Origin of the sequence: Synechococcus sp. BDU 130192, from assembly GCF_963876085.1 — a bacterium.
In the GTDB taxonomy this organism is placed as follows: domain Bacteria; phylum Cyanobacteriota; class Cyanobacteriia; order Cyanobacteriales; family MRBY01; genus MRBY01.
Genome location: NZ_CAWNNO010000022.1, coordinates 267,650 through 291,564 on the forward strand (window position 1 = coordinate 267,650; position 23,915 = coordinate 291,564).

The window sequence follows — 23,915 nt, forward strand, 5'->3', positions numbered from 1 at the left end:
GCAAGGTTTTTCCCGAAAAATGCTTGTCCTTTTTTCTGCCCTTTGTCTTGGGTTTGGTCTCTGGGGCTGTAATGGCGATCAAGAGACAGCCCAAGCGGATGTCAATGTCGATCCGGAACTGGAAGCGCAAATCCTCCAGGTGATTCGGGACAATCCCCAAGTGTTGATTGATGCGGTACAAAATTACCAACTCTCCCAACAACAGGCCCAACAGGAAGAACAACAAAAGGCGGCTGAGGATTTTCAACAGCAGGTCTTGACGGAACCACAGACGGTCATTGGCGATAGCCCCACCCTGGGTGCTGAGGATCTAAACGTGGTCTTGATCGAATTTTCTGACTTTGAATGTCCGTTCTGTGCCCGCGCCCATAGCACTTTGCAAACGTTTATGGCTCAAAACAGTGACACTGTTACTCTTGTCTATAAGCACTTGCCTTTGGCTCAAATTCACCCCCAAGCAATCCCGGCAGCAGAGGCATCTTGGGCCGCCCAACAACAGGGGAAATTCTGGGAATACCATGATCAGCTTTTTGAAAATCAAGACCGCCTTGGGGAAGAACTCTACCAAGAAATTGCGGCAAATCTGGGCCTAGATCTAGAAAAGTTTGAAGGCGATCGCCAAGATGCCCAACCGGCTATTCAACAGGATCTTGAACTGGCTCAACAGTTGGGTCTAAACGGTACGCCTTTCTTTATTTTGGCATCGACGGAAACTGGGAAATTTGAAACCTTCTCCGGGGCATTAGATCTGCAGGAATACGAAGAAAAACTCGCCGCGATCACCACTCCTTAAAATCAGCTTAAATAGTCCAAAAAAAGAGGCTTCTTAATCCGTTATAGATAGAAGCCTTTTTGTTTTTTGATTCTAGAAAAATTAGCCCATCAAAATAACATTATCAATTACATGAATAATGCCATTGTCAGCTTCGATATCAGCCGCTAAAACCGTTGCATTTTTGACCTCAAAATCATCTTCACCATTAATGGGAATGGGAGAACCTTCGATGGAAGTCACTTCTCCAAGTTTGATTAAATCATCCTTAGTTAACCGCCCCGCCGCGACGTGATAAGTGAGAATGCGTGCTAACTGAGGCGGATTTTGTACGAGGGTTTGCACCGTGCCGGGGGGCAATTTGGCGAAAGCGTCATCGTTGGGCGCAAAGACGGTAAAATCCCCTTCTCCGGCTAAAGTTTCCACTAAACCTGCGGCTTGCACGGCGGCCACCAGGGTCGAAAAACCCTCATTATTCACCGCAATATCTACAATACTTGGCATTGTTTAAGCTCCGATTGAATCAATAAAAAAATTCAAAATAGATTAACGATATTCTGCGTTTTGAATGTCCCGTAAGCGGGCTTCTGGCCGGAGAAAACGATCCATTTGAGCTTCAAAAAATTCACGATTTTTCTGTAAATGTTTCGGATTGGGATCATCTAATGGATAAAGCAAGGCTGTCCGTAGGGCTTGGATCACCGCAGAGGTGACGTTGTACATCGACCGCTGAAAGGTGATGCCCAATTGAATCAGCTCATCATCTTCGCCCCGGCAATGTTCCTTGTAGTAGTCTTTGAGATATTGGGGGAGGAAGTGATACATATCATCCATCAACAATGTCGGCGGAATGCCGGCAGTGCCGACGGGGAAAACATCGGCGTACAAAATGCCGTAATGAAAGTCCTTTTGCGCGTCGGGCACTTCGTGGGCCTGGGCGTTGTAGGATTTTGTCCCCCGGAAAGGTGCGGTGCGGTAAAACACAGCTTCGACGTAGGGTAAGGCAGCCTCATAGAGCCAAGTAAAACCCTTCGATTTGGGGATAATTTCAAAGCATTCGCCATCAATATAAACGTGGTGGTAAATGGGGCGACCGGCGATCGCAAAAATGCCATTCACCAAAAAATTCATCGCATCGGGGACACCTTTAAAGCCGCCTTCATCGTAGATATCGGACATTTCAAAGAAGACGGGGGCCATCACCTCCCAAAACAGTCCGAGGTTGGCGTAATAGGAGAGTTCGCGCACCTGCTCCAAAAACATATCGGGGAAAAGTTTATATAAGCCCAACATGACCGGGTTTTTCTTGAAGTAGGCTTTGATCGCGCGGTCGGCGTTGGCTTTATATTCGTCGGAATCGAGATAGGCATCAAATTTACCAAGGCCCATGTCCCGCCCATGCCATAGCATTGCCCGCATACAAGCTTCGGCGAATTCCATGTTGATCCGGTCGTGGAACAAGTGATGGAAGAGTTTAGAGGATTTAAAGGTTTCCCCTTTTTTCATAAATTCCAACAGTTCCGGGTGGGCGGAGCCTGTACCGCGCCAAATGCGGAGATCAGCTTGGTCGCCGGCGTAATGGTTTTGCCGTTCTAGATATTCGTCGGAAATGAAGTATTTAAAGAAGCGAAAAGGCTCTAAGAAAACTTGTTCCGCAATGTACAGCAGATCCCGCCAGTAGAAATCCATCGGCACGGCATAGGCTTTGTAGATGCCGATAATCTGCATCAGGTTTTCGGGGGTGTCGGGCAACATTGACCCCCCGGCTTCGAGGCGATGGATCACATCGGCATGGGGATGGGTTGAAGGGGGAATTTTCGTGGTGATCATAGTGCTTTGTTCCTGAGGAAAATGCTGGGCGAATCGGTCAAGCGAGAACGTCTGATTGACTAGGGTGCTTTCGACAATTCAGCGGGAGTCAAGGCAATGGTCTGAACCGTGGGAATGGCGGCAATGAATTGGCTAGTGGTCGGTTCGATCCAGCGGGTGAGCCAGGCGGGTTGTAAACCAAGGAAAAGGATAATGACCGTCAAGGCGATCGCCGGAATTTTTTCACTAGCAAACACCTTGGGGTAGTAAGCGGTGTGACTGTCGAGGCGACCGAAACAGGTGCGGTTAAGCAAAATCACGAAGTAAACCGCCGTTAACCCAGAGGCAATGATGCAGAACAGCGTCGGAATCGGGAAGCGGCTAAAGCTACCTTGGAACACCAGGAATTCCGCGACAAAACCGACCAAGCCAGGAATCCCGGCACTGGCCATTCCTGCCAAAATCAACAGGCTACTGGTCAGCGGCAAGCCACGCACCGGATTCATCAAGCCATTCAACACATCAAGATCTCTTGTGCCAACTTTGCGTTCGATAATGCCGACGAGGTGGAACAACAGCGCCAGAATTAAACTGTGGCTAATCATTTGGGCCACGGCACCGAGCAAGCTTAACTCTGTTCCGGCGGCGGTCGAAACCAAGATATAACCCATGTGACCGATGGAACTGTAGGCCACCATCCGCTTGAGATCCCGTTGGGCGATCGCCGCCAGGGAACCATACATCACACTCACCGTACCGATGACTGCGAGGGCGGGGGAAACCGTAGACCACACATCCGGGAACAGTTGCAAACCGAAGCGCACCAAGCCATAGGTGCCCAATTTCGCAAAAACACCACCCAACAGAACTGTTACCGCTGGATTTGCTTCTACATAGGCGTCGGGCAGCCAGGTGTGTAAGGGCACAAGGGGAATTTTAATCCCAAAGCCAATCAACAAAATCGTGAGCAGGATTACCTTGGTGTTAAATTCAAGGTTTTCTAGGGTTAAATTCTCAAAGTCAAAATTACTCGATTGACTAAGCCACACAATCCCTAAAAATGCCGCCAATACACAGAGTCCAGAAATGGCAGTGTAAATCAAAAATTTAGTCGAGGCATATCCTTTTTTCTCGCCGCCCCAAATGGCAATTAGTAAATAAAAAGGAATCAACTCAATTTCATAAAAGAGGAAAAAGAGCAACAGGTTATTAGCAATCAAAGCCCCTGTAATTCCACTATTAATCAACAAAATGAGGGAGTAATAAAGCTTCGGACGGTGGTTGCTTTCACCAATGCTATAGATCGCGACCAATGTCAGCAAACTATTTAGGACAATCAGCGGCAAAGATAAACCATCCACACCGAGGTTGTAATTGAGGCCCAGGATGCTTAACCAATTATGGAATTCGGTATATTGCATACCAGCATCTTGGAGGTTGAGGTTAATCAATAAGCCACTACTGATCGCCAGGGTAACAACCGTAAACACCGTTGCCACAATCCGGGTCAGGGGCCTGGGGAAAAGGGCGATCGCCCCAATGCCGACGAGCGGTAAAAACAGTAAGAAACTCAGCATAATCTTTCGGAGAAGGTCATAAATATTTCAGCGAAAATCGTTAATGCATCCCCCTTTAAAATTGCCAATGCTTCAGCAAGGGATACGATAAAGCGGCAATAAAGAGGAGAATACCGGCCACAATTGAGAGGGCATAGGATTGGCTTTGCCCAGAGTTGTTATATTTCAAACTTTGGCCACCGAAAAGGGTTGCTAAACCGAGAAAGTTGATCACCCCATCGACAAAATAGCGGTCTAACCAGTCAATGATTTTGGAAATCAAGGCAACGGCAAAAATAACTGTGTTTTTATACAACTCCGCTGTGTACAAATCCTTGGCGAAAAATTCCCGCACCGGATCTGAAAAAATATGGATCGGTTTATTGATTTTTTCATTGAGATAGAGATACATCGCGGTACCGCCACCGACCATGGTCGAAATAATCAAAACTGCAGCCAGGGGCAGATTCAACTGGTGCCAATCCGGTAGAAAATTCAGTTTCGCCAGAATAAAAGGACTGTGGAGGGCGAAACCCGCAAGAATCACCATCGGCAAGACTAAGGCCCATAATCCTTCTGGCGATCGCACGGTCATCTGCTTCGGCTTACCGCCAAAAATTAGGCCAAATTCTCGCATGATGCTAAAGGAAGTCAAGGCATTGACCGTAATCAAAATCACGGCCAGAATCGGACTTGTTTTCCAAAAATTTGTTGTCAGTTGGGCCAGGCTCCAGAATCCACCAAACGGCGGTAGGGCAACGAGGGAAGCAGCACCGACAAGGTAGCAAATCCCCGTAATCGGCCGCCGCGACCAGAGGCCGCCATATTGGGTTAAATCTTGGCTGATATTGACTAAAACAACGCCACCGATCGCCATCACGAGAATCGCCATCGCCACGCCATAGGTGAGTAGCAAGACCAATGTCGTTTGATCCTGTTGGGAACCCACCGCCATAAAGACCATGCCCATGTAGGCACTGACGGAATAGGACAAAGAACGTTTGATATCAATCTGGGCGATCGCCACCATGGCTGCCCCCAAGGCCGTCGTTGCCCCAATCGCAATCATAAAAGTAGAAGCAAAATCCGAGAGGGCAAAAATCGGCTGCAACTTAATCAGCACCCAGGCTCCAGTACCAACCACGAGACTATTCCGCACCACCGTTGCCGGGACAGGACTTTCCATCGCCTCATCAAGCCAGAGGTGTAAAGGAAACTGGGCGCATTTCCCCAACGGCCCCGCAATTAAGGCCAAGCAAAGCAGCGTTGCCAAAGTCGGATCGAGTTCTGCCGTTGCCGCCCATTCAGCCAGATCATCAAAATTCCAAGTACCAGCAAGGGGCAACAGAGCCACTACACCCATCAGCAAGAACAGATCGCCGACCCGTTTTGTTAGAAACGCATCCCGCGCCCCCGTGACCACCAGGGACTGGTTAAACCAATAGCCAATTAACAGATAAGTACCGAGGGTCAGAATTTCGAGCACCACATAGCTAAAGAAAAGGGAATTACAGAGCACCAAGGCACACATCCCCGCTTCAAATAAGCTCATGGTCGCGAAAAATCTCGCCCAGCCCCAATCCATTTCTAAGTAGGCCACAGCATAGAGTTGGGCGAGTAAATTAATCCCGGCGATCAGAATCAGCGCTCCGATAGTAATGCTGGAAATATCGAGGTCGATGCTGAGGGTCAAGTCCGCCGCCTGGAGCCAAGTTAACGATGGTTTTAGGGCGGGCTGTTCCCATCGCTCGATGAAGGCAAGACAACTATGGACTAGGGCCATAAAAGTAAGCAACATATTGACGTAGCCCGCAGGCCGTGGCCCTGTTTTTCGGGTGATGCTCGGCATCCATAGCGCCGATAGACCCATTCCCAGCAAAGGATAGCAGGGAACAAGCCAGACACTCTGACTGAAAAAAGTATTCATATGACGATGACGCTGAAATAATTTGCTTAGGGAAAAGCGGGCTGATGACCCATCTTTTTTGCTAGTTGGGCAATTACCAACTTCGACCTACCAAAGGCACGGGAAATGGCCCAACAATTTTGAGCTTTTAGGGTTGCAGAGCAAGCGATCGCCGCCCTGAGTTTTCGAGAGTTTTCTGGCTAGACCGGACCATAAACTCCAAAAAGGCTTGGGCAATCACCGACAGTTGTTTCCCGGCGAGGTAGGCAACATACCAATGGCGCTGGATCGGAAAATGCTCCACATCCAACACCGTTAATTCGCCGTGGGGAGGCTCCGTGATCAAAGTATGGCGGGACAAGACAGAAATCCCTAGACCACCGGCGATCGCCTGTTTAATCGCCTCATTTGACCCCAGTTCCAGGCGCACCTGCACCGACACATCATGTTCTGCCAGGAGTTTTTCGACCGCGAGTCGTGTCCCCGACCCCATTTCCCGCGTCACAAAATCGGCCCCGTCCAACACAGACAGAGGGAGATTTTTCTGGCGAGCCAGGGGATGATCGGCGCGGGCGACCACCACCAAGGGATTGTCCAAAAATGCTTGCGCATGGACATCAAGATCATCGGGCAAATTACTCAGGATGTAGAGATCATCTAGATTATTCGCCATCCGATCATGAAGCTGTTGGTGATTGATTACCTGCAAAGACACGTCGATATCTGGGTAATCTTGGCAAAATTCCCCCAGGATACGCGGCACAAAATATTTGGTTGTGGTGATTACCCCAAGGCGGAGTTGACCCCGTTTCGCTCCCTGCAGGGCGGCCAACTTCATCTCAAAGTTATCCAACCGTTCAAAGATTTCTTGGCAGGTTGCGAGGAGTTCCTCACCTGCTTCCGTGAGATATAGCTTTCTGCCAATATGTTCAAACAGTGGCATCCCGATGGTCTGGGTCAGTTGTTTCACTTGTCCAGAAACCGTCGGTTGGGTGATTGATAATTCCTCCGCTGCCTTGGTAAAACTGCCATGGCGAGCCGTAGTTTCAAACACCTTCAGTTGGTGGAGAGTTGCAGGGATCAAGGGTTTACTCCTGAACTTGTGCTGTTATGCCTGAGTTTAGCAATACCATAGACTAGAGTCAATACAAGAAAATATCGTCATAGTTTCGGTTCTATATAAGAAAAATTTATAAAAATTCCCTTGGGCTTCCCGTCAAACTCTGATTTTTTCTGGCTTAGGGACGTTTTTGGCGAGTATGGTTCTCTGGACAAAAGTGTCACAATAGGGAAACAAGGCCCTTCACCCTATCGAGTCAAACCTATGGCGATCGCCACTGAATTCAAGTCCATTCCGCGTTTATCTACGGGAAAGTTTCAGCAAAAGTTACAATCGTTGTTGAATCCTGTGGGGTATTTGACCCGCTTAGCAAGCTCGGCCTCCGATCTCGCCTACATGCCAGCGGCAGGCTACGACCAGCCCCTGATTTTGGCCTATCATCCTGAGGCGATACGGCAGTTGCTCAGTAATAGTAACCAGGCTTTTGCGGCCCCTGGGGAGTTAAACGGCATTATTGAACCCCTGGTGGGGCAACAGTCTTTGGTGAGTTTGAGCGGTGATCGCCATCGGCAAGAAAGAAAGTTGATCATGCCAGCCTTCCACGGGGCGCGGATGCACAACTATGGGGCGCTCATTACCCAAATTATTGAGGAGGAACTGTCTCAGTTAAAGCCGGGCCAAGCTTTCCAGATGCAGGACATCACCCAAAAGATTACCCTACGCACGATCATTGAGGTGGTCTTTGGGGTACAGGGGGGCGATCGCTACGCGCCGATTATGGCGATGACCCGCAAGATTTTGAATCGGTTTACCTCGCCCATCGCCAATAGTTTTCTCTTTTTTACGTCGTTGCAAAAGGATTTGGGAGCCTGGAGTCCCTGGGGCAGTTTTATCCGCGATCGCCAAGCCCTAGATGAGTTGATCTACGCCGAATTGCAGGAACGCCGCGCCCATCCCGACCCGGAGCGGACTGACATTTTGTCCCTGCTGATGGCGGCCACTGACGAAGCGGGCAACACCATGGACGATCAACAGTTACGCGATGAGTTGATGTTGCTGTTGTTTGCGGGCCACGAAACGACGGCGATCGCCATGGCCTGGGGCACCTATTGGCTCCATACCCACCCGGAGGTGATGGCAAAAGTCCGCGTCGAAATCACAGCCTTGGGCGAAAATCCTGACCCGATGGACATTTACCGTTTGCCTTACCTCGCAGCCGTTTGCAATGAAACCCTACGGATTAATCCCGTGGCGATGTTCACTTTTGCTCGTCAAGCTGTTACCACCACCCAGTTGCTCGATTATTCCATTGAGGCTGGCACGGTGCTGATGGGGTCAATTTATCTGCTCCACCAGCGCCCGGATCTCTACCCCAATCCTAGGGAATTTCGCCCTGAACGGTTCCTGGAACGGCAGTTTACGCCCTACGAATTTATGCCCTTTGGGGGCGGTGTGCGTCGTTGTGCCGGGGAAGCTCTAGCGATGGTGGAGTTGCGCCTGGGTCTGGCGGCGATCGCCACCCAAACAGACTTAACCTTATTGGATCAAGTGCCCGTCGCGGCCAAACGCAAGGGGTTAGTTTTGTCTCCTGCAACGGGGGTGAAAATGCGCTTTAATGGCAGCAAAATCTACTATTCAAACTGACAAACGTTGGTGAGGGTTTCGACAAAGGTGGGATAGGAAATGGAGGCGGCTTCGGCTCGGTGGATGCGGGTTTCGTCCTTGGCATTTAAAGCGGCGATCGCCAAACTCATGGCAATGCGATGGTCAGTATAGCTATCCATTTCTGCTCCGTTTAAAGAGGTGCCCCCAATGATCTCTAGGCCGTCGGGATGCTCGATAATATTCGCGCCCATTTTCGCCAATTCTGCGGCCATCACTGCGAGGCGATCGCTTTCTTTGACCCGTAACTCCTCAGCATCTTTAATAATCGTTGTTCCTGCTGCGAAACAAGCCGCCACCGCCAGGATCGGAATTTCATCAATCAGCCGGGGAATAATCTCGCCGCCGATGGTGCAGCCCTTGAGGGGAGAATATTGCACCCGCAGATCCGCCACCGGTTCCCCGGCCACTTCCCGCGCATTATCAAGGGTCATGTCCGCCCCCATCATCTGCATCGCTTCAATAATCCCGGTGCGGGTCGGATTAATCCCCACATTCTCAATGGTCAAATCAGAATCGGGCACAATCGCCGCCGCCACCATCCAAAAAGCCGCCGAACTAATATCCCCCGGCACCACCACTTTTTGGCCCCGCAACGTCGGGTAGGGGTCAAGGGTCACGCTGTGGGTTTCGGGATCAATGGTGAGATTCGCCCCGAAGGCCCGGAGCATCCGTTCACTGTGATCCCGCGAAAGGGCTGGTTCGGTGACGGTGGTTTGCCCCTCTGCCAAGAGTCCCGCCAACAATACACAGGATTTGACCTGGGCTGACGCAATAGGGGAATGGTAATGAATTCCCTTGAGTTGTTGCCCTTGAATCGCCAGGGGAGCGAGGGTATTGCCTTTTTTGCCCCAAATTTGTGCCCCCATTTCCTTTAGGGGATTGACAACCCGAGACATGGGCCGCGATCGCAAGGAACCATCTCCAGTCACGGCAAAAAAGCGATCCGGCGACGAAGCCAGCAAACCCATCATCAAGCGCATCGTAGTGCCGGAGTTGCCCGCATCGAGGACATTATCTGGTTCTTGCAGATTACCGAGGCCGACCCCCTGCACCCGGACTTCCGTTTCATTTAATTCTGAAATATTGGCCCCCATCGCCGCGAAACAGGCCGCCGTACTGCGGGGATCTTCGCCCAATAGCAAGCCTTCGATGATCGTTTCGCCTTCGGCGATCGCCCCCAACATCAGCGCCCGGTGGGAAATGGACTTGTCCCCCGGAATCCGCACCTTTCCCTGCAAACTGAGGCCCGATGCAGGCGGCGTAATCACAAGTTGCTGGTGGGGAGAAACCGTTTCGAGGCGAATCATAATGTCGGGATGTTACAAATGGGCGATGTCATCTTAGCGGATTTCCAAATCCCTTGCCTATGGCCCGGGGCAGAATCACTCAAATTCGTCCTTTTAACCAAGCACAAATACTTACCCTAGACGCAAAAGTCACAGTTTCCTAACATAAAAAATCACTGAAAGCCATTGAATTCGTTAAAAGTCAACATATCTTGACTTTTGGGATCACGAAACCCAGGATTCTCTGCTAAAACATGAAACAACAGGCGATCGCCAAAAAAACCGATGCAAGCGCCTACCCTGTATCAGTCCAAAATTCGTGCAACGGAGGAGCCCATCCCATGACCACCACAGTAGGCAATGGATTCGCAGACAATCTAGAAGATATGACCCTGAGGCAACTACGGAAGCTCGCCAGCAAACTCGGCATCAGCCGCTATAGTCGGATGCGCAAAGATCAACTCCTCGCTGAGGTGAAAAAACGCTCAAGCTACGACAACCCGAAAGCCTCAGTCACCCCCGACAAAACTGAATCCATCACCCCAGTCAATAGCCAAGAGGAGGAAACTCAAGTGGAAGCAGCAAAATTTGAAGTTGGTCAAGATGATCCCATCGAGCTCGATCTCGCCAGTGTCGATGAAGACCTCGGTGACCTCCCCGGCGGCTATGGTCAAAGTCGCATCGTTCTCTTACCCCGCGATCCCCAATGGGCCTACGCCTACTGGGATATCCCCAACGACCACAAGCAATACCTGCGGAACCAAGGGGGCCAGCAGATCGCCCTGCGCCTCTATGACGTCACGGACATCAACCTCGACTACCAGACCCCCCACAACGTCCAAGAATATTTGTGTGATGAAATGGCGCGGGAATGGTATTTCCCCGTCCCCGTTAGCGATCGCGATTACGTTGTCGAAATCGGTTACCGTTGCGCCGATGGCCGTTGGTTAAGCTTGGCCCGTTCCACCGCAATTCGCATTCCCCCCGTCTATCCCAGCGACTGGGTAGAAGACATCTTTGTGACCGTCCAGTGGGATGAAGAACTGAAAGGAAAAACCGTTTACAACCTGGTACCCCCAGCCAAGAAACAAGCAGAAGCTGCTGCTGCCGCTGCCGAAAGTACCTCTAGTCCCATCTACGACGAAATCTTTGGCGATCTCCAATCCCTCGAAGCCCAACGTATTGCTGGGTCTCTGTTTGGTTCGATGCAACATGTGGCTGGCTCAGTACCGCCCCAAGAATCCATCAGTTCCTATGTCTTCCCCTCTGGGGCAGGACTATGGGCAGCCCCCAACGTTTCTGGTCTCAATATGTCCGGCTTGAATATGTCCGGTGCTGGCTTTGCGTCGATGCCACCAGCGCGTCCCCGGAAATTCTGGCTCGTGGCCGATGCAGAGTTGATTGTTTACGGCGCGACGGAACCCGATGCCACTGTCACCATTGGCGGCCAACCGATCAAACTGAATCCCGATGGCACATTCCGCTTCCAGATGTCTTTCCAGGACGGCAATATCGATTATCCGATTGTGGCTGTGGCTGCCGATGGGGAACAAACCCGTTCGATTCACATGACTTTTGACCGGGCGACTCCTTCTCGGAATACCAACACCAAAGAACAGGCAATGGACGAGTGGTTTGTTTAGGCTACTGTTGCGGTAAATCTCAAAAACGAATGCTTTGATTAATTTATTTCTTGACCTCTCCATCTGGGGAGGTTTTTTGTTCTGAAGTTTATCTGTCGAGAGGGTTAATCGCCATAAAAAAACCAGTTATTTAAGCAAAATAACTGGTCTATGGGGGAATGGGTTGCAACTGATTTTGAGGCAATCAGTCGTTTACCATTTGTTGTTTTCTGCTTGGTCAGCGATGTAAGCGGCAACGTTAGCAATGTCAGCATCGCTTAGACGACCACCGAAAGCAGGCATTGCCCCTTGTCCGTTGGTTACTTGGTAGGCAACCGCTTCTTCGAGGGACTTGCTGCCATCTTTGTAGCCAGCGAGGTAAGTTTTTAGGGCATCAGCCTTTAGGGTTTTGGTGGGCATGACTGCGTTGTTACCACCAGCATGGCAAGCGGCACAGTTAGCGGCAAATACCTGGGCACCAGCAGCAGCGTCAGCGGCAAATGCAGGAGTCCCGAAGGCAAAAACAGTAGCAAGTACGGTTAAAGCAATAGCAAGTAATTTTTTCAAAGGAGTTTTCCTCTCAATGCTCTCAACAGAAAAAGAATTTGGTTAAAAGTTTAATATAATCAACCAGACTATATTTTATCGATCTTGTCGTTTGGTTCAAACGCTTAGCCTGAAATTCCCTAAATTGTTTCAATTTGTCACGAAATTGCCCTATGCAGTCCGCATCTCCTTCCTCCGATGGTATGGCAGTGGTCAAGACCTGGGACCTTTGCAAAACTTACCGTACCGGCTTTTGGCTCAACAAAACCAGTGAATCCCTGAAAAGTTGTTCCCTCGAAGTCTTGGCAGGTGAAACCTTCGGGCTACTGGGGCCAAATGGGGCAGGCAAAACAACTCTTTTGAAAATTCTCCTAGGTATTATTCGACCGACTGGGGGCAATGCGACGTTGTTGGGGAAACCGTTTGGCGATCGCCAGACCCGACAGCGCATTGGCTACCTTCCGGAAAATGCTTATTTCTATGACTTTTTGACGGCCTGGGAATTTCTAGATTTTACGGCGGGTTTATTTCAGATTCCGCGCGGCAAGCGACAAAAGCGGATTAAATTACTGCTGGATACGGTGGGACTGGCCCAGGAAGTGGCGAAAAAGCGGCAACTCCGCAAATATTCCAAGGGGATGCTCCAGCGGGTAGGGATGGCCCAGGCGTTAATCAATGATCCTGATTTAGTCTTCCTCGATGAGCCGATGTCGGGCCTCGATCCCCTCGGTCGCTACCAAGTGCGAGAAATTATTTTGTCCCTAAAGGCCCAGGGAAAAACGATTTTCTTTAATTCGCATATTTTGGCGGATGTGGAACTAATTTGCGATCGCCTGGCGATTTTGTCGAAGGGAGAAATTATTTGCCAAGGTACTTTAGATGAGCTTTTAGGGGCAGCAGATCGCTATCAAGTCGTCATCGAAGGGGGCACCGAGGCAGCGTTACGGTCTTGGGTGCCGGATTTGGCCCGCAAGGATCACCATTGGATCGGCCATTTGGAGGGAGATCCCCAAAAGTTTATCGCTTCCCTAAGCTTGATGAAGGCGCGATTATTAGATTTGAAATTGGCGCGAGTTTCCCTAGAGGATTTCTTTATTCGCCAAATTCGTGACCATGATCCCCAGGCGCACATCGAGAAAAATCTCAAGGCGATCGCCTAAATTGTGAACTGTGCATATAAAGTATCTGTCTATAATTTTTGAAAAAACACTCATTTAAGAAAGATTACAAGCTTTCGAGTGGAAAATATTATGCATTTTGGTTTTAATGATATGGAGTAGACAAAATCTAAACTTATTGGGCTATATTTATGTCGATTGATGAATTGACATTCTCGAATCTTCCTGAAGTCGAGAAGTATGTCAACCAGATGGTGCGTGGAAGTAAAGTCACCTGTAATTTGCAACTAAAATCACCAATGTTATTGGTAGTCATAACAAGACCAAAAGACGTCCAAAAGACTCCTTTAGAATATGAATTTATCTCCGAGAAAATATTAAGTGTTTTTAATAAGATTCCTAGCACTAAGACAATTCTAATAAAATCTGCCCAGTTTTATGCCAGAGTAAATGGAGAGGCTCCCGAATGGAGAATGGTTAAACCAATTCTATACATACCCGAACTTGAAGAGAAGCAGCCACAAGAATCAAAAGAAGTATTAAATCAAAATCTTCCACCTAGTCAACAACAGAGTAAATCTTCACCCAACCACTTAGTCAAAAACAGCAATCACAACGAAACCAAAGCCTATCAGTCTTTAAATGTTTATCAGTCTTTGAATCTTCGAGTACAGCTTTTAGGGCGCGGTATCACTAATGAAATTTTAAGTTTATATATCAATGGAAAAAGTGTCGCCAACAAATTCAAAACATTGCATGACTGCTTAAATCACCTGGGTTTACAGGGTTTTTATATAGTTGCTTGCTCAATAGAAACAGAGGGAACATACACTCATTTTTATACGTTACAAAGAAAATTGGTACTCCACTCTATTCCAGATGTTCCAGATATTTTTGATGAATTGGAACAGATCAACAATGGCGTTTCTTTAGATGACAGCATCAGAAGCTTATTTGAAGGAGGGGCTCGTTTTTGGTAAATCAAACAAAATCATTTTATGAATTCTAATCTAGTAATCGCTAGCTTTTAAAGTCTGACAGGCTATCAATTATAATAACTTTTGGTGGATTGCTATTTTTTTGAAAATTTCGATACAGCCTTATTTGCGATTTTTTCTTTGAGGCAAATACTACCAAAAACCTCCTTAAGCTTCTTAAGGAGGTCGAAAAAGTTCAACAGGAAATTCGTTTATTTCGCGGGATCAAGTTTGGCGATCGCCGCTTCCATTTCTGAGGCAATTTTCGCTTCAAGGGCCGCAGAATCCGTTTCCATGTAAACCCGCATCAACGGCTCTGTACCAGAAGGACGCAGGAGCACCCAACTGCCATTTTCGAGGTACAGTTTCACACCATCTTTTAAGCCCACTTCCTTGACCGCTAAACCAGCCACGGTTTTCGGGGGCGTCGCCTTATAGAAGTCCAAGACAGCCTTTTTGTGGGGTTCTTCCAGGTGCAGATCCAAGCGTTTGTTGAAGAGCGGCCCAGCGGCATCTTCGAGGGCTTCTTTGACTAACTGAGACAGGGGCTTACCTTCGTAGGCGATCGCCTCGGCCACGAGCATATCCGCCAAAATGCCATCTTTTTCCGGGATATGACCGAGCACACTCAAACCACCGGATTCTTCCCCGCCAATGAGGACAGCGGTTTCGCGCATTTTTTCGCCGATGTACTTGAAGCCGACTGCCGTTTCAAAAATTTCTAAGCCATATTTTGCGGCCAAATTGTCGAGCAAATGGGTTGTGGCCACCGTGCGGACGATTGCCCCTTTTTGACCTTTGTTTTTCAGCAGGTGCCGCGCGAGCAAGAGCAGAATTGTGTTGGGCGTTAAAACATTCCCCAATTCATCCACAACCCCAAAGCGATCGCTGTCACCATCGGTCGCCAAGCCTAGATCCGCTTGATCCGCTTTTACCGCATCCACGAGGCCCACCAACTGAGAGCCTTTCGGTTCTGGCATCCCACCGCCAAACAAAACATCACGGCTGGTATTAAATGATTCCGTTTCACAGCCGCAGTGGGCGAGTACTTCATCTAAATAACCGCGCGACGTGGAATACAGCGCATCATATTTCACCTTCAGGCCCGCTGAACGAATCTTGTCCACATCCAGGAGGGTGTAGATGAATTTTAAATAGGCAGGTTTCGGGTCAAACCGAGAAATTTTGTCGCCATTTTTGCCCGTGGGCATCTCCGCCGAAGCACTGGCAATATTCGCCACAATCGTGTCGGTGATTTCTGGGGTCGCTGGCCCGGCGTAATCGGGAATATATTTGATCCCGCAGTAGGGGGCCGGATTGTGGCTAGCCGTAAACATCAACGCGCCGGCAGAATTAAGAAACTTCGCATTGTAGGCAATCACCGGGGTCGGGCAATCCCGCTCTACCACCTGCACCGTCCAACCGAGATCCGCGAGCACTTCCGCCGCAGTCTGGGCAAATTCGTCTGCAAAAAAACGGGTGTCATAGGCCACCAGCACCGGACGATCCTTCCCATAGGCCGTCTCTAGGTAGCTGGCGATCGCCCGGGTCACTTTACAAACATTAGCGAAGGTAAAATCATCGGCGATAATGCCACGCCAACCGTCAGTGCCAAACTTAATCGGGGGATTGCTTGCAATACTCATGTGAAGAAAAACAGGGCTTGTTAAAAATCCCCTTTATCTTATCCGCAAGGGGGAAACCACGAATGGCGATTTTCTTACAAAATTTCCCCGAAGACAGGCATTTTTCCAAAGCATTAGATATTATTAGGTCTATACTGGCCAGTTCCAGTAAAAAGTCATAGGCGAAAGACTGTCTTTTCTATCCTTCGGGCGGTGCAAATTTTGTCTAGATTGATGTACATATCGGACGATTTAACCCCAAACCCTTGATCAATGGAGTGATGAATAACCGTGGCAACAACCGAACCCCGTCAATCCCAACCCCTCGATGTCGCCCAACTCCAGCAGGAACTCCAACTGCGGGATCAACTGGTGCAGCAACTGTCCCAGGAGTTATTTCGTCTCGTCAAGGGCAATGATGACCCGGCCCCGGAGCTAGAAGCCCAGCACCAAGAAGAACTCCAGCGCCTCCGGGAGCAGTTCCAAGAGGTTGAACAGCAAGTCGTTTTTTATCAAGAGCGCTTGACCCAGAAAGATCAAGAAATTTCCCAATTGCGCCAATCCGTTAAAGAATTAGGCGATCGCAGTCGGCGGTTAGAACAGGTGGTTCAGGAACTACCGCAGATCTATCGGCAAAAATTTGCTGAGAGAATGGCAACAGTTCGCGATAAAGTAGAGAAGCTGCAAAGGGAGAATCGCCAACTCCACGCCGACTTACAAAGTGTGAGTTACCGCCTTGCAGTGAAAAATCGTCGTCATAGCCTGTCTGAGATTGAATTACCCACATTTAACCCCAAAGGTGGCAGCCCCATCCCGACGTTCAGCACCCTCTAAGGTCATCATCTTAGTCAATGCTGAATTAAAGCATTCTGGCAAATTTATCTCTGCTTCCCCCGTTACGGAGCGGATGATTAAGGCATTTAAAACGGCAATTGTGCAGCAGGCCGAGGGCACAGAAGTAGAAGTGCTCACACCGGCGATGGTTCGGCACGGGGGCCAGTCCCAGGGTCGCGACGTCCTCGTTTGTCCCTTGACGATTGATTTACCAGAGCCTTTTTCTTTCACGCACCAAAAAGTATTTCAAGCCTGTCGCAAAATTGAGGAGCGGCGTCAGTGGGTGCAGAAACACACAACCCACCGGGTCTGTAACCACAACTATTTAGGTGATCACTGGCTACCAATTATCTACACGGCGAAGGGGCCTTTGTACGGCGAAGTGATCGGTGAAGGGGTAATGCCCAACTCCTACCACCAGCCCATCGATCTCCGGGATGAACAGCGCCAAAGCTTGTATTATCTGGGCTACCAACTCCTCGATTCCATTGGGGCTACGCCTGGGGTTTACCTGCTACAGTTTTCCTTCTCGCCGGAAAAGCGGTTGATTTTTGATCGACTCTGGCCTTTCCCGGCAGCACCGGCGATCGCCTCTCTGCGCTGCCAACAACCAGACCTGTTTACCTGCCATTGGCATTGTTTGACGGGGCAAAGTATTCCTGATGTGATTATTCCCCATTACCTCGCATCCTAAAGTTTCCCTGTAAATTTCCCTGGGGATGTGAGCGATCGCTGACTTATCAGCCATATCAGTAAATAACTGTCAAAAAATTAAACGAATCATCTCAGAGGCTGTGGCGATCGCCGTTTCCTGATTAACAATAGGCCCAATGGCCCCAGGTCATAAATGCTTTAGGACAACGGTAAACAGCATCAGTTATGGGAAACGTAAAAAAAATTGGTGTACTCACCAGTGGCGGCGACTGCTCCGGCTTGAATGCAGCGATTCGGGCTGTAACTCGCTGTGCCCGACATCAATACGGTTGGGAAGTGATTGGTATCTGTCGAGCGACCCTAGGCCTGCTCCAGGAGCCACCAGAAACCATCGTCCTCACCGAAGATCAAGTCGATACTTGGTTAACGATGGGGGGCACCATGTTAGGGACAACCAATAAAGGTAATCCCTTTGCTTTTCCCATGGAAGACGGTTCCCTAAAGGATCGATCTCAAGAAATTGGCGAAGCCTATCACCGCTTGGGGCTGGATGCACTGGTCGGGATTGGCGGCGATGGTAGCTTGGCGATTCTCCAGAAATTAGCACACCTGGGGGGCATGAACCTCGTGGGCATCCCCAAAACCATTGACAATGATGTGGGCATTACGGAACGTTCCATTGGGTTTGAAACAGCGGTCAATATTGCCACAGAAGCTTTAGATCGACTGCATTTTACGGCGGCAAGTCACAACCGAGTAATGATTGTGGAAGTCATGGGGCGAGATGCCGGCCACATCGCCTTAAATGCAGGGATTGCTGGCGGTGCCCATGTAATCTTGATCCCAGAGATTGCCTACGACTTACAGACGGTGTGTGAGTTTATTTGCGATCGCCAAAATTCCGGTAATGGTCATACCCTTGTCGTTGTTTCAGAGGCGGTCTGTACCACCTCTGGGGAAACCCTCAAACACGAATTGCAATTTGGGGAATGTCGCCTGGGGGGCATCGGTCAATACATGGGCGATGAGGTGGCCAAAAAGACTGGCGCAGAGACGCGGGTAACGGTATTGGGCCACATCCAACGGGGGGGCATCGCCTCACCCCTAGACCGTTTGCTGGCCTCGGCCTTTGGGGTCGCGGCGGTGGATTTAATCGCCCAGGGCAAATTTGATCACATGGTGACTTGGCAAAATGGCCAGGTGTCTAGTGCGCCCATTAGTGAGGCCATTGAGATCAATCGGGTCGTTGATCCGGAGGGAACTTTGGTGAAAACCGCGCGGGGCTTAGGGATTTGTCTTGGCGATCGCCCAGGTGAAATTTAGGCCACATTTAAGCCGCCCAGAACTCTAGGGAGAAGCTGGCTCCAGTAAGGGCTGTAGGTCGAGGGGCACCTGGTTTGCGGTTTCTAATTGCATCCCCTCTCCCCATCGGCGTAGGGGCAGGGTCAGATCCGCAAAAAACTGCGTTGGGTCTGTCTCTGGCTTCAAAATTAGGAGCGTCGTACAAGGGCCGCCTTTCGTTTGAGTCAGAGCACAAATTGCTTCCCGTTCTGGGGTGGCTGGGTTGGGCTGATAGGTGAGGGCGCGGAGTTGCTGTGGCACTAGGGAATCTAGGCGCTGGGCGACCTGCTCACAACGACTTTTGGGGGACACATCCCCTTCCATGCCCGGCACCATTTGCAGCCAAGGTTGCGGTTGCCCTTGGCCCTGATGAAAGACCGTCCACATCAAGTCTCCTGTTTGGGGTTCTATGACGGGCTGACAGGTAAACTGCCGGGGTTTAAGAATATTGCGCCCCAGGGCATTGCTGACCCCCACCGTCAGGCCCACCGTGAGAAAGGCGATCGCCACTACGCCGCCCAACAATAATTGATAAGGCTCTAACATCATCAACTTCGCCATTGTATTTCCCTAATACTTCACCATGATTATCTGTCGGGGATGACCCCAAAAAAGTTTCCCGATTAGACCCTAAATTTCCAGAATTTTGCCTATTTCGTCTGATTAATAAGGTAATTGGGAATAGGCAGCCTGGGAAATAGTCGGCAACTCCGCATATTTGCCGAGGATCGATTGCACCATTGCATAGAGACAAGCCACTAAAGTACCGAGAAAGGCAACATTTGAAAGGGTTTCAACGAGAAGACTGCCGCCCCCAAAGCCAAAAAAGCGAATTAAAATCCCGAACAACACCAGGGCAATGTCAATCAAAATCGCCTGGAGGGTATTGAAGCGAATGAAGTGGCTAATTTTGCTGTTGCGTACCACCGCAGCATAGAGAATGAAGAAAATAATCAGCCCTGCAAAGGGAAATGAATAAAGGCGGATTAGGGGTTGTAAAGGCACATAGATTACCGCCAGGATCGGAAAGCGCATTAAAAACGGCAGACCGAAGGGCAAAGCGTAGACGAGGGGTAATAGGTAAGGTAAGGCCCCAAATAAACGATCTGTGGGTTCAGTGGTAGTGGACATAAAACTTTTTCTGCAATGGACTAGCTCCTATTCTACAGAGAAGTCTTGAAGAAGTTCTGTGGCGATCGCCAGGGCCAAACAATGGGAAAAATTAAACGAAATTCAGGAATTTTGCGGCGATTTCCCCTGCATCCTGACAAAAGGCAGTAGAATTGTAAACATTTGTTAATCTCTTTTTGAAACTGAATGCAAAGTACAGTCCGCTCCCCAGGGAGTCGCGAGTCTCTACGGCAAGATCTGCCCTTCACCCTCAAGGATGTGAAAGCAGCCATCCCAGACTACTGTTTTCAGCCTTCTGTCTTCCGTTCCCTCGCCTATTTTTTTCTTGATATTGGGATCATCGCTGGCCTCTATGCGATCGCCGCTTATTTAGATTCTTGGTTTTTCTATCCCATTTTTTGGTTTGCCCAGGGCACCATGTTTTGGGCTTTGTTTGTGGTTGGCCATGATTGCGGCCACGGATCTTTTTCTAAGTCCAAATGGCTCAACAACTTGATTGGGCATTTGAGCCACACGCCGATTTTGGTGCCTTTCCATGGTTGGCGTATTTCCCACCGCACCCACCACTCCAACACGGGCAACATTGATACCGATGAGAGTTGGTACCCAATCCCAGAGTCAAAATATGACCAGATGGGTTTTGCGGAGAAACTTGTCCGTTTCTATGCGCCCCTGATTGCTTATCCGGTTTATTTGTTTAAGCGATCGCCGGGTCGGGGGCCTGGTTCTCATTTTTCGCCAAAAAGTCCCTTGTTTAAGCCTGCCGAGCGCAACGATATCATCGTCAGTACCGCCGCGATTATCGCCATGGTCGGTTTTCTCGCGTGGTTTACAGTGCAGTTCGGGCTTCTTGCCTTTGTGAAATTCTATTTTGTGCCCTACGTCATCTTCGTGATTTGGCTCGATCTAGTCACTTATCTGCACCATACTGAGGCGGATATTCCTTGGTACCGGGGTGATGATTGGTATTACCTCAAGGGTGCTCTTTCCACCATTGACCGGGATTATGGCATTTTTAACGAAATCCACCACAATATCGGCACCCACGTCGCCCACCACATTTTTCATACGATTCCCCATTACTATCTCAAGGATGCGACCGAAGCGATCAAGCCCCTCCTGGGAGATTATTATCGGGTGAGCCATGCTCCGATTTGGCGCAGTTTCTTTAGATCCCAAAAAGCCTGCCATTACATCGCGGATCAAGGGTCTAACCTGTACTACCAACCGAAAAAGTAACGCTATTATTCTCAACTGCAATCTTTTTTATTGATCCTAATTTCCCCTGGAAGTTAGGTTTTTTTGCGGCGATCGCCTGGGGAAAGCACCGGATTTTTGAGAGATCGCCTATGATCGAAACCGTTGAATTTACGACAGCACCACCATGAAGCGGGTTCGGGTCAAATACAGTTCGCCAACCTTTTGGATTGGCCTTGGTTTAACGGGGATCTTGGGTCTGGGGGCGATCGCCGCCCGGCAACAGATACCTTTATTGTCCCAGAGCGCTGGTCAGGTGGAATCCTCTGATGCAAGCGATTCTGAAGTGCTGGCTTTGGTAGAACAAACACCAGAGGAACGGCGGGAACGGCTTGAGGCGATCGCCAACGGGAAAAAAAATAGCCTTGACCGCAGTCGCGCCCGTTACCTATTAGGGATGGACTATCTCGTCGAACAGGATGGTGCCGCTGCCCTGGCCGCCTTCGAGAATCTAGAGCAAGATTATCCGGTGTTGACGCCCCATATTTTGATTAAGCGGGGCCGCGCCTACGAATTAACGAACAACCCCGAACAGGCCCAGGTGATTTGGTTTGATGTGGTGCAAAATTACCCAGAGGATGCCGCCGCAGCCGAAGCCCTCTTTCGCCTCAGTGCCTACGACCCGAAATATGCCGATCAGGCGATCGCCGAATATCCTGCCCACCCCCGCACCCAAAGCTTGATCCAGCAACGCCTTGCAGAAAATCCCCAGCAACGGGATCTTCTGGAACTACGCCTCAAATATGACGCCGACGCCCCAGATATTGCAGCAGTCCGTCAAGCTTTAATTGATAATTTCGCCGATCAGCTATCCCCAGAAACCTGGCAGGCGATCGCCGATAGCTTTTGGGATCAATGGCAATATGCCGACGCCGCCACCGCCTACCAAAAAGCCCCCGAAACTCCTCAAAATTTATACCGTCTCGCCCGCAGCTTCCAGGTCAGTGACCAACCGGAGCAAGCCCGACCTGCCTATGAAGCTTTAATCACAACTTTCCCCGACGCCCCAGAAACAGGCCTTGGTTTACGTCGCCTCGCCAGTTTAGTCAATGACACCACAGCGCTGACCTATTTAGATCAAGCCGTCGAAAAGTTTCCAGAAGAAGCCCCCGAAGCCCTCTTTACCAAGGCCAACCTTTTAGAAAAACTTGGTAGCAATAGTTCCGCCAACCAAACCCGCGAAAAAGCCCTCAATACCTATAAAGACGGCACTGCCACCACAGAATACCGCTGGCAACAGGCCGAACGCTACGCCGCAGAAGGAAATTACACCCAGGCCATTGAATGGGCCAAGGCGATCGCCCCCCTGACCCCGGATCATTCTCTTGCCCCTGAATCTATTTTTTGGACAGGAAAATGGCAACAACAGCTTGGCCAAACCCAAGCAGCAAAACAAGCCTATCAACAAGTCCTCCGCGACTACCCCGAATCCTATTACGCTTGGCGATCGGCGGTACAGCTCGGTTGGGATGTAGGGGATTTCACGTCGGTACGCAGTCTCCAACCAGAATTAACGCTCCCCGAAACTCGCCCTGTGCCCCCGGCGGGTTCGGAAACATTTCAGGAGCTTTATCGCCTCGGCCAGGATTTTGACGCCTGGAATACCCTCCAACTCGAACTCGCCAGTAAAACAGAGCTCACTGTCCCCGAAGCCTTTACCCAAGGTCTGTTAAAACTGGCCCAAGGTCGCTATCTCCAGGGGATTAATACCATTTGGAATCTCAGCCAACGGGACGAACCCGGTGATCGCCAAGCGTGGTTAGCACTCCGGGAAAACGAAACCTATTGGCACGCCCTTTTCCCGTTCCCCTATGCTGAACCGATCCAGCGTTGGGCCGCTGAAAATGACCTTAATCCCCTGCTGGTCGTTTCTTTAATGCGCCAAGAATCCCGCTTTGAGAAAAATATTGAGTCCCCCGTAGGAGCAAAGGGACTGATGCAAGTGATGCCCAGTACCGCCGAATGGATTGCCCAACAGACAACCGGGAACGCCTATGCCCTCGATGAACCAGAGGACAATATTAAACTCGGTACCTGGTATCTGCGCTACACTCACCAGGAATATGATGATAATTCCATGTTGGCGATCGCCAGTTACAATGCTGGCCCTGGTAACGTTGCCCAGTGGCTCCAACGCTATGGCCTTAACGATCCTGACACCTTCATCGAGCAGATCCCGTTTAATGAAACGAAAAACTACGTCGAAACTGTCTTTGCTAACTATTGGAACTATGAACGCCTTTATAATCCCGAACTTCAAGCCAAGCTAGACTCTTTGTAGCAACTTCCTTGGCTGTTCGTGCGAATTATGATGCATAAACCTAAAGCAAATGTAAAGATCTCCCCAAAACCCTTTACAAAACTTCATTTTGTTGCTAGTATGGACACATACATACAAAACAGTTCTGGTTTTTCCAGAGCGCACCTTGATAATTTCATAGCAATCATAACGATATGACTACTACACTACAACAGCGCGGAAGCGCTTCCTTGTGGGAGAAGTTCTGTCAGTGGATCACCAGCACCGAGAACCGCATCTATGTCGGTTGGTTCGGCGTCCTGATGATTCCTACCCTTCTCACTGCTACTACCTGCTTCATCATTGCGTTCATCGCAGCTCCCCCCGTTGACATCGACGGTATTCGTGAGCCCGTCGCAGGTTCTCTTCTCTACGGTAACAACATCGTCTCTGGCGCAGTTGTACCTTCTTCTAACGCAATTGGTCTCCACTTCTACCCCATCTGGGAAGCTGCTTC

The 23,915-nt window shown here is 49.7% G+C and carries 20 protein-coding genes and 1 pseudogene; 11 read left to right on the forward strand and 10 right to left on the reverse strand.

Annotated features, from left to right (window positions below; translation table 11 throughout):
- The first annotated feature begins 19 nt into the window (after positions 1–19).
- Entirely contained in the window at positions 20–793 is a 774-nt protein-coding gene (locus AACT35_RS08065; protein WP_254048067.1) for a DsbA family protein, read from the forward strand.
- Between the two features lie 81 nt (positions 794–874).
- Here AACT35_RS08065 and AACT35_RS08070 read toward each other — a convergent pair whose 3' ends face one another.
- From AACT35_RS08070 to AACT35_RS08090, 5 genes are all read right to left on the reverse strand, one after another.
- Entirely contained in the window at positions 875–1,276 is a 402-nt protein-coding gene (locus AACT35_RS08070; RefSeq protein WP_065709897.1) for a fasciclin domain-containing protein, read from the reverse strand.
- Between the two features lie 42 nt (positions 1,277–1,318).
- Entirely contained in the window at positions 1,319–2,602 is a 1,284-nt protein-coding gene (locus AACT35_RS08075) for a CO2 hydration protein (protein WP_012305812.1), read from the reverse strand.
- 59 nt (positions 2,603–2,661) lie between these two features.
- The gene (locus AACT35_RS08080; RefSeq protein WP_012305811.1) at positions 2,662–4,158 is read right to left on the reverse strand and encodes an NADH-quinone oxidoreductase subunit M; all 1,497 of its coding nucleotides are present in this window, start codon (positions 4,156–4,158) and stop codon (positions 2,662–2,664) included.
- A 55-nt stretch (positions 4,159–4,213) separates the two neighbouring features.
- A complete protein-coding gene (locus tag AACT35_RS08085; protein ID WP_099240416.1) occupies positions 4,214–6,064 on the reverse strand; it encodes an NAD(P)H-quinone oxidoreductase subunit F in 1,851 nt (616 codons plus the stop codon).
- A 127-nt stretch (positions 6,065–6,191) separates the two neighbouring features.
- A complete protein-coding gene (locus AACT35_RS08090) occupies positions 6,192–7,127 on the reverse strand; it encodes a LysR family transcriptional regulator (RefSeq protein WP_062431791.1) in 936 nt (311 codons plus the stop codon).
- 240 nt (positions 7,128–7,367) lie between these two features.
- On the opposite strand from AACT35_RS08090, the gene AACT35_RS08095 reads away from it, so the two are divergent.
- Positions 7,368–8,747, forward strand: a complete 1,380-nt coding sequence (locus AACT35_RS08095; RefSeq protein ID WP_099240418.1) for a cytochrome P450 — start codon at positions 7,368–7,370, stop codon at positions 8,745–8,747.
- Here the strand turns inward: AACT35_RS08095 and aroA are convergent.
- Positions 8,735–10,075, reverse strand: a complete 1,341-nt coding sequence (gene aroA, locus AACT35_RS08100; RefSeq protein ID WP_099240421.1) for a 3-phosphoshikimate 1-carboxyvinyltransferase — start codon at positions 10,073–10,075, stop codon at positions 8,735–8,737. The genes AACT35_RS08095 and aroA overlap by 13 nt on opposite strands.
- Positions 10,076–10,395: 320 nt before the next feature.
- Here aroA and AACT35_RS08105 point away from each other — a divergent pair, with 320 nt between their 5' ends.
- Complete coding sequence (locus AACT35_RS08105) at positions 10,396–11,697, forward strand: DUF4912 domain-containing protein (protein ID WP_099240478.1); 1,302 nt, start codon at positions 10,396–10,398, stop codon at positions 11,695–11,697.
- Between the two features lie 192 nt (positions 11,698–11,889).
- On the opposite strand, the gene AACT35_RS08110 is transcribed toward AACT35_RS08105, so the two are convergent.
- The gene (locus tag AACT35_RS08110) at positions 11,890–12,243 is read right to left on the reverse strand and encodes a c-type cytochrome (protein WP_012305805.1); all 354 of its coding nucleotides are present in this window, start codon (positions 12,241–12,243) and stop codon (positions 11,890–11,892) included.
- Positions 12,244–12,395: 152 nt separating this feature from the next.
- Between AACT35_RS08110 and AACT35_RS08115 the strand changes: the two genes are divergently transcribed.
- Both AACT35_RS08115 and AACT35_RS08120 read left to right on the forward strand, forming a co-directional pair.
- Positions 12,396–13,382 (forward strand): ABC transporter ATP-binding protein, encoded by a 987-nt coding sequence (locus tag AACT35_RS08115; RefSeq protein ID WP_099240423.1) that lies wholly within the window; start codon positions 12,396–12,398, stop codon positions 13,380–13,382.
- A 149-nt stretch (positions 13,383–13,531) separates the two neighbouring features.
- The gene (locus AACT35_RS08120; RefSeq protein ID WP_099240426.1) at positions 13,532–14,320 is read left to right on the forward strand and encodes a hypothetical protein; all 789 of its coding nucleotides are present in this window, start codon (positions 13,532–13,534) and stop codon (positions 14,318–14,320) included.
- A gap of 209 nt (positions 14,321–14,529) precedes the next feature.
- On the opposite strand, the gene AACT35_RS08125 is transcribed toward AACT35_RS08120, so the two are convergent.
- Positions 14,530–15,963: a phosphoglucomutase/phosphomannomutase family protein gene (locus tag AACT35_RS08125; RefSeq protein ID WP_099240429.1), complete on the reverse strand. Its 1,434-nt coding sequence runs from the start codon at positions 15,961–15,963 to the stop codon at positions 14,530–14,532.
- A 270-nt stretch (positions 15,964–16,233) separates the two neighbouring features.
- On the opposite strand from AACT35_RS08125, the gene AACT35_RS08130 reads away from it, so the two are divergent.
- The 3 genes from AACT35_RS08130 (at position 16,234) to AACT35_RS08140 (ending at position 18,753) form a co-directional block, all read left to right on the forward strand.
- Complete coding sequence (locus tag AACT35_RS08130) at positions 16,234–16,776, forward strand: Npun_F5560 family protein (protein WP_012305802.1); 543 nt, start codon at positions 16,234–16,236, stop codon at positions 16,774–16,776.
- Entirely contained in the window at positions 16,742–17,470 is a 729-nt protein-coding gene (locus AACT35_RS08135) for a hypothetical protein (protein ID WP_030007882.1), read from the forward strand. The genes AACT35_RS08130 and AACT35_RS08135 overlap by 35 nt, the downstream gene beginning before the upstream one ends.
- Before the next feature lie 185 nt (positions 17,471–17,655).
- The gene (locus tag AACT35_RS08140) at positions 17,656–18,753 is read left to right on the forward strand and encodes an ATP-dependent 6-phosphofructokinase (protein ID WP_012305800.1); all 1,098 of its coding nucleotides are present in this window, start codon (positions 17,656–17,658) and stop codon (positions 18,751–18,753) included.
- Between the two features lie 24 nt (positions 18,754–18,777).
- Here AACT35_RS08140 and AACT35_RS08145 read toward each other — a convergent pair whose 3' ends face one another.
- Both AACT35_RS08145 and AACT35_RS08150 read right to left on the reverse strand, forming a co-directional pair.
- The gene (locus AACT35_RS08145; protein ID WP_012305799.1) at positions 18,778–19,332 is read right to left on the reverse strand and encodes a COP23 domain-containing protein; all 555 of its coding nucleotides are present in this window, start codon (positions 19,330–19,332) and stop codon (positions 18,778–18,780) included.
- A 102-nt stretch (positions 19,333–19,434) separates the two neighbouring features.
- Positions 19,435–19,902, reverse strand: a complete 468-nt coding sequence (locus tag AACT35_RS08150) for a Tic20 family protein (RefSeq protein ID WP_012305798.1) — start codon at positions 19,900–19,902, stop codon at positions 19,435–19,437.
- A gap of 186 nt (positions 19,903–20,088) precedes the next feature.
- Here AACT35_RS08150 and AACT35_RS08155 point away from each other — a divergent pair, with 186 nt between their 5' ends.
- The 3 genes and pseudogenes from AACT35_RS08155 to AACT35_RS08165 all read left to right on the forward strand — a co-directional run.
- Positions 20,089–21,141, forward strand: a complete 1,053-nt coding sequence (locus AACT35_RS08155) for a fatty acid desaturase (RefSeq protein WP_030006707.1) — start codon at positions 20,089–20,091, stop codon at positions 21,139–21,141.
- Positions 21,142–21,286: 145 nt separating this feature from the next.
- Positions 21,287–23,440 (forward strand): lytic transglycosylase domain-containing protein, encoded by a 2,154-nt coding sequence (locus tag AACT35_RS08160; protein WP_099240432.1) that lies wholly within the window; start codon positions 21,287–21,289, stop codon positions 23,438–23,440.
- 173 nt (positions 23,441–23,613) lie between these two features.
- Positions 23,614–23,915: pseudogene (locus AACT35_RS08165) on the forward strand (photosystem II q(b) protein); the annotation flags it as partial.